15 protein-coding genes and 1 pseudogene are annotated in these 16,800 nt (G+C 54.1%); 8 read left to right on the top strand and 8 right to left on the bottom strand.

The genetic code is table 11. The features are described 5' to 3' along the window. Positions 1 to 375: 375 nt before the first annotated feature. The 4 genes from AC5S26_RS28535 to AC5S26_RS28520 form a co-directional block, all read right to left on the bottom strand. On the bottom strand, positions 376 to 1,113 hold the full coding sequence (locus AC5S26_RS28535; protein WP_494188340.1) for a DNA topoisomerase IB: 738 nt from the start codon (positions 1,111 to 1,113) through the stop codon (positions 376 to 378). Continuing rightward, positions 1,113 to 1,274 (bottom strand): hypothetical protein, encoded by a 162-nt coding sequence (locus AC5S26_RS28530; RefSeq protein WP_494188346.1) that lies wholly within the window; start codon positions 1,272 to 1,274, stop codon positions 1,113 to 1,115. The genes AC5S26_RS28535 and AC5S26_RS28530 overlap by 1 nt, the downstream gene beginning before the upstream one ends. A gap of 1,531 nt (positions 1,275 to 2,805) precedes the next feature. Next, a complete protein-coding gene (locus tag AC5S26_RS28525) occupies positions 2,806 to 2,967 on the bottom strand; it encodes a DUF3309 domain-containing protein (RefSeq protein WP_494188339.1) in 162 nt (53 codons plus the stop codon). A gap of 126 nt (positions 2,968 to 3,093) precedes the next feature. Beyond that, positions 3,094 to 3,570: a DUF4142 domain-containing protein gene (locus AC5S26_RS28520; protein WP_494188338.1), complete on the bottom strand. Its 477-nt coding sequence runs from the start codon at positions 3,568 to 3,570 to the stop codon at positions 3,094 to 3,096. A 763-nt stretch (positions 3,571 to 4,333) separates the two neighbouring features. On the opposite strand from AC5S26_RS28520, the gene AC5S26_RS28515 reads away from it, so the two are divergent. Then, positions 4,334 to 4,726 carry a DUF4142 domain-containing protein gene (locus tag AC5S26_RS28515; protein ID WP_494188337.1) on the top strand — a complete coding sequence of 131 codons (393 nt, stop codon included), beginning with the start codon at positions 4,334 to 4,336 and terminating at the stop codon, positions 4,724 to 4,726. A gap of 626 nt (positions 4,727 to 5,352) precedes the next feature. Here the strand turns inward: AC5S26_RS28515 and AC5S26_RS28510 are convergent. Both AC5S26_RS28510 and AC5S26_RS28505 read right to left on the bottom strand, forming a co-directional pair. After that, a complete protein-coding gene (locus AC5S26_RS28510; protein ID WP_494188336.1) occupies positions 5,353 to 6,048 on the bottom strand; it encodes a response regulator transcription factor in 696 nt (231 codons plus the stop codon). Positions 6,049 to 6,051: 3 nt separating this feature from the next. Next, positions 6,052 to 7,494, bottom strand: a complete 1,443-nt coding sequence (locus tag AC5S26_RS28505; RefSeq protein ID WP_494188335.1) for a sensor histidine kinase — start codon at positions 7,492 to 7,494, stop codon at positions 6,052 to 6,054. A gap of 139 nt (positions 7,495 to 7,633) precedes the next feature. Between AC5S26_RS28505 and AC5S26_RS28500 the strand changes: the two genes are divergently transcribed. Beyond that, the gene (locus AC5S26_RS28500; RefSeq protein WP_494188334.1) at positions 7,634 to 11,113 is read left to right on the top strand and encodes a TonB-dependent receptor; all 3,480 of its coding nucleotides are present in this window, start codon (positions 7,634 to 7,636) and stop codon (positions 11,111 to 11,113) included. A gap of 47 nt (positions 11,114 to 11,160) precedes the next feature. Here AC5S26_RS28500 and AC5S26_RS28495 read toward each other — a convergent pair whose 3' ends face one another. Continuing rightward, entirely contained in the window at positions 11,161 to 11,577 is a 417-nt protein-coding gene (locus tag AC5S26_RS28495; protein ID WP_494188345.1) for a YybH family protein, read from the bottom strand. Positions 11,578 to 12,031: 454 nt separating this feature from the next. Here AC5S26_RS28495 and AC5S26_RS28490 point away from each other — a divergent pair, with 454 nt between their 5' ends. From AC5S26_RS28490 to AC5S26_RS28465, 6 genes and pseudogenes are all read left to right on the top strand, one after another. Then, positions 12,032 to 13,390 (top strand): chloride channel protein, encoded by a 1,359-nt coding sequence (locus tag AC5S26_RS28490; RefSeq protein WP_494188333.1) that lies wholly within the window; start codon positions 12,032 to 12,034, stop codon positions 13,388 to 13,390. A gap of 109 nt (positions 13,391 to 13,499) precedes the next feature. Continuing rightward, the gene (locus AC5S26_RS28485) at positions 13,500 to 14,750 is read left to right on the top strand and encodes a cation:proton antiporter (RefSeq protein ID WP_494188332.1); all 1,251 of its coding nucleotides are present in this window, start codon (positions 13,500 to 13,502) and stop codon (positions 14,748 to 14,750) included. 413 nt (positions 14,751 to 15,163) lie between these two features. Continuing rightward, complete coding sequence (locus AC5S26_RS28480; protein ID WP_494188347.1) at positions 15,164 to 15,460, top strand: hypothetical protein; 297 nt, start codon at positions 15,164 to 15,166, stop codon at positions 15,458 to 15,460. Next, on the top strand, positions 15,390 to 15,590 hold the full coding sequence (locus AC5S26_RS28475) for a TnsB C-terminal domain-containing protein (protein WP_494188331.1): 201 nt from the start codon (positions 15,390 to 15,392) through the stop codon (positions 15,588 to 15,590). The genes AC5S26_RS28480 and AC5S26_RS28475 overlap by 71 nt, the downstream gene beginning before the upstream one ends. After that, on the top strand, positions 15,591 to 16,025 hold the full coding sequence (locus AC5S26_RS28470; protein WP_494188330.1) for a Mu transposase C-terminal domain-containing protein: 435 nt from the start codon (positions 15,591 to 15,593) through the stop codon (positions 16,023 to 16,025). A 245-nt stretch (positions 16,026 to 16,270) separates the two neighbouring features. Continuing rightward, positions 16,271 to 16,465 (top strand): annotated as a pseudogene (locus tag AC5S26_RS28465) (GntR family transcriptional regulator); the annotation flags it as partial. 45 nt (positions 16,466 to 16,510) lie between these two features. Here AC5S26_RS28465 and AC5S26_RS28460 read toward each other — a convergent pair. After that, on the bottom strand, positions 16,511 to 16,642 hold the full coding sequence (locus tag AC5S26_RS28460) for a hypothetical protein (protein ID WP_494188344.1): 132 nt from the start codon (positions 16,640 to 16,642) through the stop codon (positions 16,511 to 16,513). Positions 16,643 to 16,800: the final 158 nt, after the last annotated feature.

The following is a 16,800-nucleotide window of genomic DNA, read 5'->3' as shown; positions in this document are numbered from 1 at the left end:
TATGGCCACAACCGGAAAAGTGTCCCTTTCTATAGGGCCATCCTTTTTGAAAGGGCTCATTCTGACAAGGGCACCCGATTTGGATGGTTTTCGATTCATCATCTCCCGCGCACGCACTCATTCTAATCCGTAAAGGCTCATTATCAAGCCTCATGGGCAGATCCAACCAGCCGAAGGTTACCGCATCGCTACTCTGCATCCGTTCGCGGTGGTCTCAGTTTGGTTCTAGCGTTAAGTGTCATCTACCTTCTTTTCGGAAGACGCCGGAGTCATCTTTGGCCCACCTCTACTGGATCCGTGTCATGTCCGTGTGCGCCGGAGGATTTGGAGAAGTTCGTCCCTCTGACCGAACGACTTACTGCCTTCGTTATCGGTCTAAGCTGCGGTGAGTCTTAGAACATCACGCATAAGTTTCAGTAGATAGATTTCCTCCCATTGAAGTGCTCCTCCCACGGACTCCTCGCCTTCGTGCCTCTTCACTGTTTTAGTGAATCCACCACTTAGGTAGGCGTCAATCACGGCCGGATGAATGTAGCACTTCCGGCATACAGAAGGCGTGTTTCCTAGCCTCGCTGCAACAGCTTTCACAATTTCCACCACGTTCTTCTTGGCCTCAGTTTCCGACTCAAACATGTCAAATTCATATAGCGTCGCGCAGGCCAGAACTGTAACCGCCCATGTGCGAAAATCTTTCGCAGTGAAGTATTGGCCCGTCACCTCGCGAAGATAGTCGTTGACATCCGCAGAGTCTATTGTGTGATGCTGCCCCTCGCCGTCGACATACTGAAATAATTCGTACCCTGGGAGGTCCTGGCAGCGCTGAATAATTCGCGCCAGCCTTCGATCGGTAATATCCACCGCGTGTCGCACCCCACTCTTTCCATGAAACTTGAACATTATGGTTGATCCGTCAACTTGGACGTGCTTCCCTCGCATCGTCGTCAGTCCGTAGGACTGGTTCTGTTTGGCATACTCCACGTTCGCAACACGAATCAGGGTGGTCTCCATCAGACGCACAATTGCCGCAAGGATCTTCTCTCTTGGAAGGGCCTGTCTAGCGAGATCCTGATCGACGCGTTCACGGATCGTGGGAAGGACAGCACCGAACGCCATCAAGCGTTCGTATTGGTTTCATCCCGTACTTCGCGCCAGCGGGGGTGATATCGACTCTGCTTCCGACCTTTGGTATCTCGTCCAGTGGCCTGCAGATATCCTTTGGAATTGGGACAGATCCATACATCATTCCAAGCAGGAGGAATGACCAATGACTTGATACGAGCGAGCGTCTCTGGGTCGCGTACTTGCGTTCCTTCGGGATCGAAATAGCGAAACCCTTTCCGCCATCGCTTGCGAGTGATCCTGGTTTCACATCAGAAACATAGCGCAGACCCGCGTTTTTAGCAGATTCAACCGGATCGCTGACGATCTCCAAGTGGGGTTTTGTCTTGGCCAATGGAACTCCCACATTTCGCAACTGAAAAAGTTGGATGCAGAGTTTCTATCCGCGGAGAACTCGTCATCGTCGTAAACAAGTCGGTCAGATGAAGTGGTTTGGCGAGAGCCCGATTCGTGGCCCTCCAGTCTTCGGCAAATCTGCAGTGGCGGCCTGAGTTGAGAAGAGCAGAATCTTGCACTTTTGGCAAAAGACGATGAGTGATGATCGCCGCGTCTCTATACCGATCATCCCGGAATGACTACATCAGTGATGATCAAGTCTTGTCGAAGCCTCCCCAGCGCATCAACGGCATCTTGGCCACTGAAAATGCGGGAGCATCGAAACCAGCATTGTTCAGAATGACCGCGAGCGTTGTCGCAATTATCTCTCGTCATCGACGACAAGGGCAATCCGTCGTTTCACAGGTGTAGCCTCCCTTGAGGTAGCGATCGGTCACCTCTGGCAAGTAGCTTAATAACCCATCCACACGTTCCTTGGCGAATGCAATCGCAGTCGGCCGCCCAATGCCGGAATCGACTCCGGTAACGATCGCCGCGCGGCCCTCGAGCTTTCCTATGCCGACACAACTCTCTTCGCCGTGATCTGCCAGCGATTGAGTTTTTTCACGGTTCCGGGATGAGTCTGCTCTTGTTTTGGGAAGGGCGGCTTTGGCCCTACCTCCCGCGGATCGATACTAGTTCGGGAAAAGCGGACACCTTCAGGCTCACGCTGCCTGCCTCCGAGGTGACTAATAGCGGGCTAAAGCGCTTGCGAAGAAATAATCAACGTCCATTAGCGACCCCTCAGTCGTCTTGGGTTGAGAAGGAAGACCTGCCTCGATTCCGAACGGAAGGCCCCCGGTTCACCCTACCAGCCGGTTATGGAACTGTGCTCGCATAAGGGGACGTCGGACGAAGAAAAGGCGGCTGATGAGAAAGCTCGGGCCGATCGCCGAAACCGTAATTCCGATGCAAAAAGTCGTGGCTTAAACATTGAGATGGACCTGCAGGCCGGTAGGTCACCTCAATTCAAGCTTGCGCTGTATCTGCTACTGTCAATCCCACTCAAAAAACGCCGATGTTCTATGTACTTCTTAGCTAAGAGATTTCTCCCTTGCAGGCTGGGTGACCGCATTTGCATGATATTTCAAGGGTGCCTTTGTTCTCCTCGCAATAGGAACTGCAATATTTATCGTTAGTTACACATGTGCAAGAGGGATGATCACATTTTTTAGGTGTAGACATTGGCTACCTCCTGGAGATAATTTCTCTGTTTATAGTGTGGGTTTGTGGCAAGACCATTTTGAATTCCACCGATCCTGAATTTTACCCAGAAGATTAATCTGGGACGGATGCGTACATGATTTTGCGTTATAGGTTCGACCGACTACGGCCAAATAACAAATAGATAATAACGATGCCTAGTATGATGCTCACGCCGCCACCGCCATAGTAGCCAATGCCGGGCCCCATGTAGTAGCCACCACCGCCGACCAGTAGAATAAGTAGAACCAGCACAAGAATCAGGGGCATTTGATGATCTCCAATGTTTCTAGATAGCCCGATAGATGTTTAGCGGGCTGCTCCAGATTGTTATCCTCTTGCCCAATAAGTCCGGGCAACGCTTATAGTTTTTTCTCAAGATCGTACGCCATATTCTTATGTGCAGCGACGACAGTTTCCTTTCAACACAGCCGCTTTGAACTTTGCATCTTTCGTATCCTTGACCTCGCTGGTGAATGCGTCGAGAGCTTTGCTGTGATCACTCACCATCTGCTCCATATCTTCCTTGTCAAAATCTGCACCGGATAGACCGTTGAGCTTCGAGTATTCCTGCTTGTGGTCATCATCTAGATCGGATGGTGGAGTAATTCCCCAGGAGTCTGCGAATGGTTTCATACTGGCGGAAAGCTTCTTATGTTCCGTCACCATCTTTTCGGCAAACGATTTTACGGCAGGATTGCTTGCCTTTTTTTCAGCGAGTTGGCTGAGCTTAATTTCATTTACGTCCGATTGGGCCGCTTTAGCGAGAAATTGCTTATCATCGTCTGATGCCTGCGCATGAACGTTGGCAGTCATCAGCGTAATCGCCCCTCCAACCAATGCACAGCAAATCATTTCCATCGTTGGTTTCATTGTGAATCCCTCCCGGATCTCATTAGGACCCCTTAATCGGGGTAACTCAGCCACAAAACAGCTGTGGCGCCCAAACCAAAAACGCGGTAAAAAACTACCGGCACTAACCGTCTAATTTACTTGCGATCGTACCTAACAAAATACGATGCAGATTTTTACTGCGGCGTTCATCCTATGTCGGCTCATACCCTTCGTCAGTACAGGTCGGCTACCTGACTCTGCAAAAGCTTTAGGGACTGTGAGAAATTAGGCAATCCTTTAAAGAGAAGCGTCCTCGCTACACTGATAGTGCGATGTGAGAAATAGCCTTAGGGGCAGTTACGAGCCTAATTAAACTGCATTCTTGACTTCGGAAACCATAGAGCCGACTGGATTGGTGATAGCTTGTTTTGCGATCGATGGAAGAGACTCCCCACGACGGTACATAAGGTACGCCGCAATTGCGCCAGAAATGACTATTACGACTACGACGATTTTTCTCATAGGACTCTCGGTTTCAATTTGCATGCGTGGCTCCATAAACCCTCCTGCCTGATTAACTCTTAGGATGCTGAGGTGGGCCCCAGGAGGTGTCGAACATTGGCCGAATGAACATAGACGTCCATTCCCTGCACGGATTAAGTTGAGCAACCAAGCCGGTCTCAAGCCACTCGTATGTATTTGTACCTCTCGCGCATTCTGTGCAGACAACGCACCTCTATGGAGTTTCCGAGATGAAGAACTTAAGAATATCGTTCTACTGGCCCTAGTCGCGGGATCGCTAATGACGGCCTCCGCGTCCGCACAATCTCCGGCAGACGATGACAAAAAGTTTCTTGCCTCAGCCGCCCAGTCCGACGTGAACGAAATCAAACTGAGTGAACTCGCAGAGCAGAAGGCAACGAACCCCGCGGTGAAGGCATTCGCAACGAAGATGGTCTCCGTACATAAAAAGATGAGCGCCAGCATGAAACCATTTGCCCAGTCCTGGGGCCTCAGCGCGCCTACCGACCTCGATTACGATCATAAGTCGGCCTACGCCAGGCTCAACGGTATGTCGGGTGCGGATTTTGATAAGGAGTGCATGGATCTCATGGTTTCCGATCATTCGAAGGCGCTCGATCTCTTCACCGAGGAAGCAAAGACACCAAAGATCCCAAATTCCGCCCTGCGGTAGTGAAGGGTGAACTATGGTCGCCGCTCACAAGAATATGGCGTATGACCTGAAGAAAACGCTATAGATTCTGATCAATCGCTGGTTTCTAACTACACCAAAGGGTTGTCTGCGCGTGAGTCCGGACACCGGTTTTGGTGACAAGACACCCAAGACCGAGACTAGCACCGACTTCGTCATGAACCTGCATCGTAGGAGCTATGAACCGTACCCTTCTCCCCGGACGCCCTTATCCTCTTGGCGCCACCGCCCTAAATAAAGGAACCAATTTTGCGATCTCCGCGCCTGGCCGGAGTAGTGTCTCCTTATCATTCGCTTGCTAAGGGAGAGTCGCGAGAGATGACATCGCTGCGACGGATCTTCGGTTGAACGTGCCGGCTACCCATCTGCCAGGAATGCTGAGGCGGCAATTCTATCCGAAAGGGTCGGGACAGAATAGCCCAATCGAAATAGATAACTAGAGACTTCCAACACCGCACTCTTTGATATGCACCGTTTTATGGAGCGATTTAGAAAGAGTCATATACGGTCGTTTTAATACGAAAGCCGACTAAAAGGAGAAGTGCCACACTCTTCAGCGTCGCCCTTCCCTGTTTGGCAAGCAAAAGAACGCAGCGAACCCTTTACTACTAAACCTCGCGAAAGCGATAGCCAATATAGCTATCCGTCAAGATGTAAGTCGGGTGCGTAGGATCATCTTCGATTTTCTTTCGAAGCTGATTGATAAGGACGCGCAGATATTCGCGTTCGTTACCATACTCCAATCCCCAAATGGCAACTAACAGACGATTGTGAGGTACCGGACGACCTGCATGCTCCATCAGATAACGCAGCATCTCAAACTCTTTAGGGGTGAGGTGAACTTCTTGCCCCATCTTTTCGACCCGACGACGATCAGGATCTAGCATCAAAGGGCCAACCACGATCGGAGAATCGGACGGAACTCCCGATGTTTTGGAACGACGGATTATTGACCGCAACCTCGCCGTTAGTTCTCGAATTTGAAACGGCTTCGTCACATAGTCGTCGGCACCTGCATCGAGCGCCTCCACTTTGTCATCCTCTTCGTCTCGCACCGTAAGCATAATGATCGGAATATGGGGGTAAGTGTGGTGAATTCTGCGACATGTTTCAATACCACCCATTCCAGGCATATTGATATCAAGCAGGATTGCGTCATAGTCGATCATCCGAAGACGTAATAGGGCTTCTTCTCCGTTCCCGGCCTCCCCGACTACGAACCTTAGTGCGGTCAAAGTCTCAAACAAGCTCTGCCGAATTCCTGCATCATCCTCTACGATGAGCACATTATTTCGTTGGTTCATGCTTCACTTTTCCTTTGCCGTTCGGGGTAACGTAATGAAGAAAGTAGTCCCCGTATGCTCGTCGCTATTCACCCATGCGCGTCCCTGATGTGCTTCCGTTATCCGCTTGACTACAGATAGACCGATACCTGTGCCTGATGCCCTGCGATCCGAACCTGGGCTGCGATAGAAGCGCTTGAAGATCTTTTCTCTTTCGTCAGGGGGAATGAAGGAACCTTCGTTCCTTACACTGATGAGTGTCTCTGCCTGCTCTTCCTGAACGTCGATTGTGATGGAGGAGCCAGGGCTGCCATATTTGGCGGCATTATCTAGCAGTTGAAAGAGCGCCATCTCCAAGAGTTGCCTATCAGCCAACACTGTGCCGCGTTTCATCTTGGGCTGAAGATGAATGGGATGTACGCCGAATTCCTGCGAAGATGCTTCAATACTGCTTTGTATGAACTGCGCGAGATCAATCTGTTCCCGTCTCAGCTTGAGGTCGGCATTGTCGATTCTGGCCGTGCGGAGCAGGCGTGTCGTGAGTTCGTTGAGTTGGTCTGCATGCTGATCGATCAGGGCAACGAGCTTCTTTTCAGTGCCGGACAAGGTATCCATTTCAAGCAAGCCGGAACTTGAGCTTCTGATCGTAGTCAGCGGAGTCTTAAAGGCGTGTGCGAGACCATCCAGTACGGCGGAACGAAGTTGTTCGCTCTGCCTGGCTGCCTCAGCGCTGCTTTCCGCAGAGAAAGAGCGTGCCCTTTCAATTGCAACAGCCGTGAGCGAAGCGGCTGCATTAATCGAATCATGATCGAGCGAATGGCCGCAGATGACCAATGAACCAATAGACCGCGTGCCTGAGCGTAGAACGCGCCACGAAGTTGCTGTTACGGAGTCATCCTCGTTGCGTTCTGTAAAGCAGGTGGAACGCACGTCATCGTCTGTGACCTCACAGATGCCGCTTTTACATAGATGCAGGTCGTAAGCGTTCCATAGTGCGACTCCCTTCACCTGGAGCGTGGTCTGAATCAAGCTTGCAAGCTGCTGATCGACCGGTCTCTGCCGGTCCAGAAGAAGCACATTCTGGCTCAGTTCATACAGCTTCTGCAGGTGTGACCGATGCATCTCGGATTCACGAGCATGGCGGTTAATCTGATTTGAAAGACGGCTCACGAGCAAGGCGACGCTTTCGAAGGTGACCAAAGCTATCCAGTCATGGGAGTCCGTCATATAAAACTGGAACAACGGTTGGGTGAAGAAGTAATCGAGGCAGGCCACGGAGAGCAAAGACACAATGCTCGCTTCAAGAAAGCCCCACCGCAACGCAATAGCAGTTACGAGTAAGAGATGAACAGACGTCGCAGAGGACAGATTGAAATGAAATTGGGAAGCGACCCAAGTGATGAGCATCGCGGCCGCAATTCCGAGGGCGATCCTAATAGCGACCTCGCGAATTGTTCTTTTGAGCATTATTTCGCGGCTGACGACAATTTGATTTTAGTCTTGAACCCGTTAAAAACTCATAAGAAACCAACTTATGCGTAGCTAATGGATTTCACGATTCACTGGATGTGGCCGGCCAATTTCCGGTCGCATGAGGTGATTAAAAATGAAATACATTAGAGGCCTTTTTCAATCTGATTCAATGGTCGTTGGTAAGCCAGGGATATGTTGTGAAGAGAGCAAGACAAGAATTTATTGCGATGAGCAGCACAGAAACGCTTCGACATCTTCGAAAAGCTTGACTGGCTGTGCTTATCTGCAAATGCTTCCGATCCTTGTCTTTTGTTTACTTCTCAGTGTCGTACCAGCAGTCGCTCAATCTACCTTTGGTAGTGTGCGCGGGATCGTGCAGGACGGCTCCGGGGCGGTTCTGACGGAAACGCAGATGACGCTTCACAGTCTCGACGAAAATACGGACCGGAAGGTGAAGTCCGATACCGACGGCAACTTTACGTTTGAGAACGTAAAGGCCGGCCGTTACAGTTTGCAGGCGGACATCGACGGCTTTGCTGCGAAGGTGATCAGCGGCGTGACGGTGGCGGCGCGGCAAGATGTCCGGCTGACGGTGGTAATGACGATCGCGGCTCAGACATCGACGATGGATGTAAGCGCCGGGGGCGACCAATTGATCAACAGCGAGGATGCCACTCTCGGCGACTCGAAGGACAATATCCAGATGACGCAGTTGCCCCTGAATAACCGGGCGACGACGACGAGTCCGCTGGGCGCTTTGGGGCTGTCGCCGAATGTGCAGCAGGATAGCCAGGGCAATATCGCCTTGGGCGGTGCGAGCTCCTCGATGGTGAACTTCTCGGTTGACGGCATCTCGACGGCGAACGTGCGGCAGAATGGCGCGCTGCAGGATGCCTATCCCTCGCAGGAGGGCATCTCGGCGGTGAAGGTGACGGCGTTCAACAACAGTGCGGAGTTCTCGCAGGTGGGCGACGTGACATTCACGACGAAGAACGGGACCAACAATATTCACGGCAGTGTCTTCGAGTACCTGCAGAACCAAGCGCTGGATGCGAACCCCTATGGGTTCTCCGGCAAGGCTCCAAAAAAGTTCAATACGTTCGGCGGGTCGTTGAGCGGGCCGGTGATTATCCCGCATCTCTACGATGGGCGGAATAAGACGTTCTTCTTCGCGGACTATGAGGGGAACCGGCGCACGACGGCTGCGTTGCAGCAGTTCCTGGTGCCGTCGCAGGCAGACCGCAATGGTGATTTGACGGATATTACGCCTCAGGGCCAGGCTCCGGTCATCGTCCCTCAGGCGCAGATCAGCGCGACGGCGAAGGCGTTGCTGAACTACTATCCGTTGCCGAATGTCTCGGGCCAGAGCGGGTTCAATTACGCAAACTTCCAGTCGACGCCGGCCAAGACGGATGGCGCCGATGCCCGGATCGACCAGACCTTCGGGGCCAAGAACTCGGCGTACGCGCGATTCAGCCGCAAGAATATTACATCGCAGTTCGCTAACCCATTTCTTCCGAATGACGTGGACACTATCCATAACCGGAGCTTGCTGGTCTCCGACACCTACACGATCACGCCGAGGCTGTTGAACGAGTTCCGCTTCGGTTTTACGAATGTGAGCACGAGTGTCGGCTTTCCGATCTTGGGCGCGAGCGCGCTGCAGCAGTTGAATCTGCAGGGCGTGGATATCAGCCAGCATCCGACGACAAATGCCTTTCCGACGTTCAACTTCAGTGCGGGCACTGGCCTGACGCCGATTGGGCGAGACAAGACAGGTGTGACGAAGTCAAATACGCTGCAGTTCAGCGACAACGTGACGTTCACGAAGGGCAAACACACACTCAAGGGCGGCATCGATATCCGCAGGGTTCGCTACCAGGATACGGAGCTGTTCCTGCCGTCGGATGACTTTGGGTCGTTCACGTTTCAGCCGAACTTTACCGGCAATGCCTTCGGGGACTTCCTGGAGGGCACGCCGACTACGCTGTTCTTCGCGGTTTCGAGCCCCGATGTCTCTGGTTCGGCGACGCAATACAGCCTGTTTGTACAGGATACGTACCAGCTAAGCAGCAGGTTGACGCTGAGCTACGGTCTGCGTTGGCAGATGCTGCCGGGCTTCAACCTGGATGGTGGCAACGCGGCGAACTTCGATCAGAGGAACAACTCGATTGTGGTTCCAGATCAGTTAGCGGCGTATCTTGCAGCGAACAATCTTCAGAGCTCGAATTTGGCGTTCCAGCAGTCGTTCAATGCCTGCAACCTGAATAACACCTCGATGCCCTGCACGAAGTATGTGACGGCCAGCCAGGACGGCCTGCCGAACAGCCTGCGGAATACATACAAAGGCAACTTCCAGCCGCGATTCTCCGTGGCGTACCGGCCGTTCAACGATACGAATACGGTGGTGCGTGCTGGCTTCGGCATCTATACGATGACGAACCTGGGGCCGCTCTCGTTCAACAACAGCGGCAATCCTACGTCGAATCTTCACACCTACTCCAACACCACGGTCACAGATGCAAACGGGACGCATCCGCTGATCCAGTTTCCCAACACGGCCCCACCCAGCGTTGGCGTACAGTACGGCGGCGGCGGTCTGGATCAGGGTGTCGATCCGAACTACCGCGATCCGCAATCGAACCAGTGGAGTGTTACGCTGGAGCGTCAGTTGAGCAACTCAACGTCGTTGCGTGCCAGCTATGTGGGGATGCATACCTACCGGCTGAGCGTGACGGAGGATCTGAATCAAGTTGCGGCAAGCACCACGCCTTATTCGGCGAGCGAGCTTCCATTTCAGAACTGGACAACGCTCTACAGTACCTTCAACGCAGGCAAGTCGAACTACAGCGCGCTGGAACTCGAGGCGACGCACAAGATGGCGCACGGTCTTTACTTCGACGCGAACTACACGTTGGCTAAGAACCAGGCGGATAACCAGGGCGACGCGCCGAGCGCCTTCGCCGGGGAGGTAAACTACGGAATTCCCATTGCAGATCGTTTCCACGTCACGCAGGACTACGGTAACGTTCAGGGCACGCGGCGTCACAGAATGCTGTTGACGGGTGTCTATCAGCTTCCCTTCGGCAAGGGACGCGCCTTCATGGCCGGTGGCGGATGGAAGGATGAGCTGCTGGGCGGCTGGGACCTGACCAACATCACGATGCTGGAAACGGGGCCGTGGCAGACGCCGAGTATCAGCGCTGCGGCGGATCAGTCGAATACAAACGTGGCGAACCGAGGAGCGATTATTCGGCCCGATGTAGTGTCGAATAACGTCTACGCAGGACAGTCGCGGGCGCAGTTCTTCAACCTAGCAGCCTTCGCGCCGACACCGGCGGGAGCGGGACGCTTCGGCAATGCCGGAGTCGGCATTTTGCAGGGCCCGGGGACTGCTGCGGTAAGTCTGGGTGTGGCCAAGTCATTTCCCATCAGCGAGAGGGTTCACGCCAGATTTGAGTCGACCTTTACCAATGTGCTGAACCGTACGAACTTCGCTCCGCCGGCAACGGTGGTGGATAGTCCGTCTACATTCGGTAGGTTGATTGGGCCGCAGATGGCGGAGAACGCGGGGAATCGGACGGGGCAGGTTGCGCTTCGGGTGGACTTTTAGAGTGCCGCTGGAGACAAGCCCGTATGGCGAGTTGGACCGGAGTCGCGTTATTCGATTCCGGTCCGGACGTCCAGCTCATCCCATATATGAGTACCAATCCAGGCTTCAGCATTCCGCCGGTAAGGAATGGTGTTCGCGAATGAGGAGCCAACGGCCGTCTCTTTTTTGAATCCCATGGTCAGCCGGAACTTGAGGTCGGTTTTTTTGCCATGTTCGACGTAGCCGCAGGTCCCGACGGCGGTTGCAAAGGCTACATCGTCTCCCACCGTCACCACAATCTGATCGAGGTAGAAAGTAATGCCCTTGGCCCGCGATTCGTAGAAGACTCTCCATGTTTCCATGTAGACGTCCAGCCCTCGAGCCAGGAACGGTGGCGGCACATCGAACATCAGAAAATCTTCTGCATGGTTCGATCGTATTCCAACAAAGTCTTCGTCGCGCGCCGCCTGTTCCCATTTGGAAATCAGTACTCCGATTTCGTTCTAAGCGCCTGAAGTCATAGTTTTTCTCTACTCAAGATCAGGATAACTGTGCCACAGAGCATGGGGGGAATCCTGAAGGGATTTCCAAGGAGTGTGGGAGATAGAAAGCCGGCTTCATGGCTTTCCATGTTCCATACTCTGTCATTTCCATGACCTGTTTTTGGGGGGGCAAATGAATAAACCGATATGCTGCCACCCAGTGCAATGTGCCGCACTCTCCACAAGATGCCCATCGGTACTCATCGCTTGTCATTGAGTGCATTAGCGATTTGTCAACAATAGAGAACACTGCTGAAGGTCCCGCTAAGTGGACACGGCGAAAGACTTCTATACTGGTGCTGTGATTTCCCGGACCAGCCAGGAAATATCGAAACACAGTTATCGGGCAGGTTTCCAAAGGCTATACGCAAGCTTCTACGCCTGGCTGCTGCGCCTCATGCCCACCGAGCGGCAGCGGCTTCTGGCGGTCACCATTCTGGCTGGCGGACTCTGCGGACTGGCTGCTGTGGCATTCCATCTGAGCATTCTGGAGCTTGAGACCCTGCTCATCGATCGCGCCAACAACGCTCCGGGGCATAGCTGGATCTGGTGGAGCATCCTCTCTCCCGTCATCGGCGGCCTGATTGCCGGAGTTGGCCTTACCTACTTTGCTCCTACCGCTGCCGGTAGCGGAATCCCTCGGGTCAAGGTGGCTTACAGTCTGCGGCACGGATTGGTCACCGTCCGCGAAACCATCGGCAAGTTTGTTCTGAGTGCTCTCCAAATCGGATCTGGCGCCTCGCTTGGTCTTGAAGGACCCACGGTGCAGGTCTGCGCAGGTGTCAGCAGCATGCTGGCCCGCCTGGCCCGCCTCGGCCCAAAAAACACCCGCCGAATGGCCTCAGTGGGCATGTCGGCGGGCATCGCCGCCGCCTTTAACGCACCCATCGCCGCTGTCACCTTCACCCTCGAGGAGCTGATCGGCGACCTCGACCAGACCATGCTCTCCGGCGTCATCGTCGCCGCCGCGCTGGCCGCAGTGGTCGAACACTCCATTCTGGGCTCCAACCCAGTCTTTCACGTACAAGCCAACTACACGCTCACCAACTCTTCGTCGCTGGTCTGGTATGCATTGCTGGGCCTGCTCGCGGCTATCGTCTCGATCGCCTTCACCGATGCATTGCTGGGCTTGCGTGCCTGGTTCCAACGGCTTACCGGCGTGCCTCGCTGGGTGCAGCCGGCCATCGGCGGGGCAGCCACAGGCGCTATGGCAGTAGTTGCGTTGGCGCTCTTCCACCTCAATGGCATCGCGGGCGATCCGTATAAGACCCTCACCCTTGCACTCACTGGCAAAATGACGGTCACTGCCATGATCGTCTTTTGTGTTCTCAAGCTTGCTGCCACCGTCAGCTCTTATTCCAGCGGTGGTTCGGGCGGCATCTTTGCACCGGCGCTCTTCATAGGTTCCATGCTGGGCGGCGCCGTGGGCTACTTGGACGTGATCGTCTTCCATCACTCTGCCGACTCCATCGGCGCATTCGCCGTGGTCGGCATGGGAGCTGTCTTTGCCGGCATCGTTCGCGCCCCCATGACCTCCGTCCTGATCATCTTTGAAATGACAGGCGGCTACGGCCTGGTTCTGCCTCTCATGATCGCCAACATGAGCGCGTTCGCACTTGCCCGGCATTGGCGGCACACTCCCGTCTACGAAGCATTGCTTGCCCAGGACGGCGTTTACCTGCCCCACGGAAGCGGCCCGGTCGACCCACCCGATAATGAACCCCTGCCGGTCATACCGGTCGATGGAGTCCACTGAAACCTGCTTGGATTTTCAGTTCTTGTAGCGAGCAGGGTCTCGAGGGGGCTCAGAGCCAACTCTGATTACGATTCTCTTCTGTTAGCTGGGTAGACTAGACACAGCGCCAATGACAGTCCTTGAGTTCTTCAGTTTGATTGTGACGACGGCCGCAGTGCTGGGCTGGGTTACCCGACGCTTTCTTCGACTGCCTCTGACGATTGGCACGATGTTGCTGACGGTGGTGCTGTCCCTGGCCCTCCTTGGCGCGAGTCACTTTTATCCGGGATTGAAGAGCTGGGCCGGGCTGCTGGTGGGGACAATCGACTTCGAGAATCTGGTGCTGCATGGGATTCTCTCGTTGCTGCTGTTTGCGGGGGCATTCCTGCTGGACATTGATGCACTAGTAGAGGAACGACTGCCGGTCGCGGCGCTCTCCGTGGGCGGCACGGTCCTGTCAACGCTCGCGACTGCTGCGATTCTTTACTGGGTTCTCCCGCTCGTGGGGCTACATGTGGACTGGATACACTGCCTCCTATTTGGCGCTCTAATCTCCCCCACGGACCCGATCGCGGTGCTAGAGATGCTGAAGCGTGTGGGCGTGCCACGAAATATCCAAGCGCAGTTGGCGGGCGAGTCGCTATTCAACGATGGCATAGGCGCTGTGATTTTTCTTGCGCTGCTGGCAGCCTCCCGTGGTGAGGCACCTACGCCGGGACGTTTTCTAGTGTTGCTACTGATCGAGGCAGGGGGAGGTCTGGCACTGGGCGTTGGGCTGGCCTGGCTTACATCGCTGCTGATGCGCTGGACGGATGCGTACCAGGTGGAAATTCTGCTGACGATCTCGCTGGCAACGGGAGGTTATGCGCTGGCCGACGCACTGCGTGTTTCGGCTCCGTTAGCGGCGGTAGCATCTGGGATTGCGCTGCGGCGGCTGAACTCGGGGCATCCTTCGGGAAAGATTGCGCATGAGAACATAGACCATTTTTGGGAGGTGATTGATGAAGTACAGAACGTGATCCTGTTCGTGCTGCTTGGTTTTGAGGTGCTGGCGATTCCGTTTACGGCGATTCCACTGAGTTCTGGCGTGGTGTCGGTAGTGACGGTGTCGGTGGTGCGCGCGGCGGTGGTGTCCCTGATGATCACGATGGTACGAGTGATGCGGCCGGGGTATCCGAGCTCTATTCTCATCCTGACGTGGGGTGGGCTGCGCGGCGGCCTTTCGTTGGCGCTGGCCCTGAGCGTTCCGCAAGGTCCGCAACGGACGTGGATCCTGGTGGCGACGTACTCGGTCGTGCTGTTCTCGATTGCGGTACAGGGCGGATCGATGGACCTGATTCTGAAGCGGCGGCTGAAAGCTCCGGAGTCGCATGTTGGATAGTGAAGCCTAACGAATGATCGAAGGAACAATAAGAACTCAATCTTCGGCTCGGCAAATAATCTTCCTTGTCTTTACCTACAAGGCAGCTGAGATCGGTCCGACATCGTCGGAATTACCTACGCTCAACCCAGAAGATCGGACAAAGTCTCCGCCCCGGCAGCAAATAACTAAGGGAAGCCTCGTGAAGAAGACTCCGGTTGATGATCCATTTCAGAGGATCGTGATCGCGCGCCAATTGAGCCACCTCTTTAGACCGTCCCCCCAACATCGATAACGGAATATATGTTCGGTGAACACAATGTCGCGTCTCCATGCCTTCAGGCCCATGCATTTCTGCACAGCTCACCACGTGCAGAGTTTCGATTTGGTGTGCCCATACTGACGGAAAGATCGAGGATACGGGCCCGCTGACGGTGAAGCGCATGGAGACCGTGGACGATGAGTTAGCGGATGCTGCCATTTTCTGGATGGAAAAGCAGGCCAGGTCGAACAAGCCCTTCTTCTGCTACTTCAACTCCACGCGAATGCGCGTCTTTACGCATCTCAAATCTGCATCCGTCGGCAAGACCGGGATCGGGCTCGAAGCCGACGGCATGGTCGAGCACGATGCCCTTGTAGGCCGGCTGCTCAAGAAGCTGGATGATCTCGGCGTCGCGGACAACACGATTGTGGCAGGTGTGCGGCATTCCCGATGTTCTCTATGTCGATAACGGCGCGGATTTTGTGTCCAAACACCTGGAGCAGGTCGCAGTCGATTTGAAGATGAGACTGATCTTCTCGACGCGAGGCAAGCCGTGGGGACGCGGCAAGATCGAGCGCTTCTTTCGCACTGTGAACTAGATGTTCCTCTGCGATCTGGAAGGCTATACGCGCAGGGGACGTCGCAAGCCGGAGCTCACTATCGACCAACTGGAGCAGCGATTTCGCGCATTCCTGGTTGAGGTCTACCAGAGAACATCAGTGGCGGAGGCAGAGCTTTCGCCTTCAGCCAAGTGGGAGGAGGGTGGATTCTTACCGCGCATACCGGCATCTCTCGAGCAGCTCGACCTATTGCTGATCGAAGAACTCCGACCCCGGAGGGTTCGTCGTGATGGCATTCACTTTCAAGGCTTTCGATACATATCTCTGACGCTTGCCGCCTATGTGGGAGAAGACGTGACGGTGCGGTTTGACCCACGCGACATGGCTGAGATTCGGGTCTTTTTCAAGGATCGCTTCCTTTGTGATGCCCTGGAGTCCATTGGCGAGAGGACGACTTGCACTTCCATGGGCTGATAGGTCAAGTAGTCACGATTTGTCTCCGACTCCGTAGCCGAGGGCCTTTACTCACGTACGGAGTCAGAGGACCGCCTAGTGGTTGATCAATTGACAGAGATAGCCGGGGAAAGGAAGTACCGCAGGCGCAAGTAGCATTGGCCTGGGTTATGCAGCATCCAAGTGTGGCTTCGACCATCGTCGGTGCCGCCTATAGGCAAATCGCCAACTTTCACAATTGAGATTAGTGACGTTATATTGTTCTAATGACAGAGGTTCCGCTTTACGGAAAAGTCGAAGAGGTTTTGGCTTCTGAAATCGCTCGAGGAGACATGCGTCCGGGAGACAGGCTTCCGTCCGAAGACGAACTGCTCACACGATTTGCTGTTAGCCGAATTACTGTACGTCGCGCTATTCAGAACCTTATCCAGCGAGGCATTGTCGAGATTCAAAGAGGACGCGGCACCTTTGTGTTTGCGCCGAAGGTCTCGCAGGAGCTTACGAAGCTAACTGGATTCGTGGAAGATATGGATATCCACGGACGCAAAGCTTCGGCTCGCGTACTGAGTCAAGAGGTGGTCGTAGCAAGTGCCAATCTTATCTGCTGCTCGTTTATGCCTTTTCACGAGGTCCAGCACAAACGCATGATCCTCTCCAGCAATTGGTTCTAGTAGTGTTTGCCGATAGAGCACCTCTCGAACAAATGCTCTCGCAGCGTCTTTACTTTCGAATGTATGCGGGCCTATAGATCGCGGTTGCGCCTTCCCTATGTCATCAATTTCCTTTTCGTGTCTTG

This window comes from Edaphobacter sp. FHG110511_03, assembly GCF_059115365.1.
This window is presented reverse-complemented; position numbering and strand designations above follow the sequence as displayed.

Coding starts and splice junctions, on each gene's coding strand:
- AC5S26_RS28510 (WP_494188336.1), bottom strand. CDS start 6,048: ATGAACCAACGAAATAATGTGCTCATCGTAGAGGATGATGCAGGAATT.
- AC5S26_RS28470 (WP_494188330.1), top strand. CDS start 15,591: ATGTTCCTCTGCGATCTGGAAGGCTATACGCGCAGGGGACGTCGCAAG.
- AC5S26_RS28525 (WP_494188339.1), bottom strand. CDS start 2,967: ATGCCCCTGATTCTTGTGCTGGTTCTACTTATTCTACTGGTCGGCGGT.
- AC5S26_RS28475 (WP_494188331.1), top strand. CDS start 15,390: ATGATCTCGGCGTCGCGGACAACACGATTGTGGCAGGTGTGCGGCATT.
- AC5S26_RS28500 (WP_494188334.1), top strand. CDS start 7,634: ATGAAATACATTAGAGGCCTTTTTCAATCTGATTCAATGGTCGTTGGT.
- AC5S26_RS28535 (WP_494188340.1), bottom strand. CDS start 1,113: ATGGCGTTCGGTGCTGTCCTTCCCACGATCCGTGAACGCGTCGATCAG.
- AC5S26_RS28520 (WP_494188338.1), bottom strand. CDS start 3,570: ATGAAACCAACGATGGAAATGATTTGCTGTGCATTGGTTGGAGGGGCG.
- AC5S26_RS28490 (WP_494188333.1), top strand. CDS start 12,032: ATGCCCACCGAGCGGCAGCGGCTTCTGGCGGTCACCATTCTGGCTGGC.
- AC5S26_RS28515 (WP_494188337.1), top strand. CDS start 4,334: ATGACGGCCTCCGCGTCCGCACAATCTCCGGCAGACGATGACAAAAAG.
- AC5S26_RS28505 (WP_494188335.1), bottom strand. CDS start 7,494: ATGCTCAAAAGAACAATTCGCGAGGTCGCTATTAGGATCGCCCTCGGA.
- AC5S26_RS28485 (WP_494188332.1), top strand. CDS start 13,500: ATGACAGTCCTTGAGTTCTTCAGTTTGATTGTGACGACGGCCGCAGTG.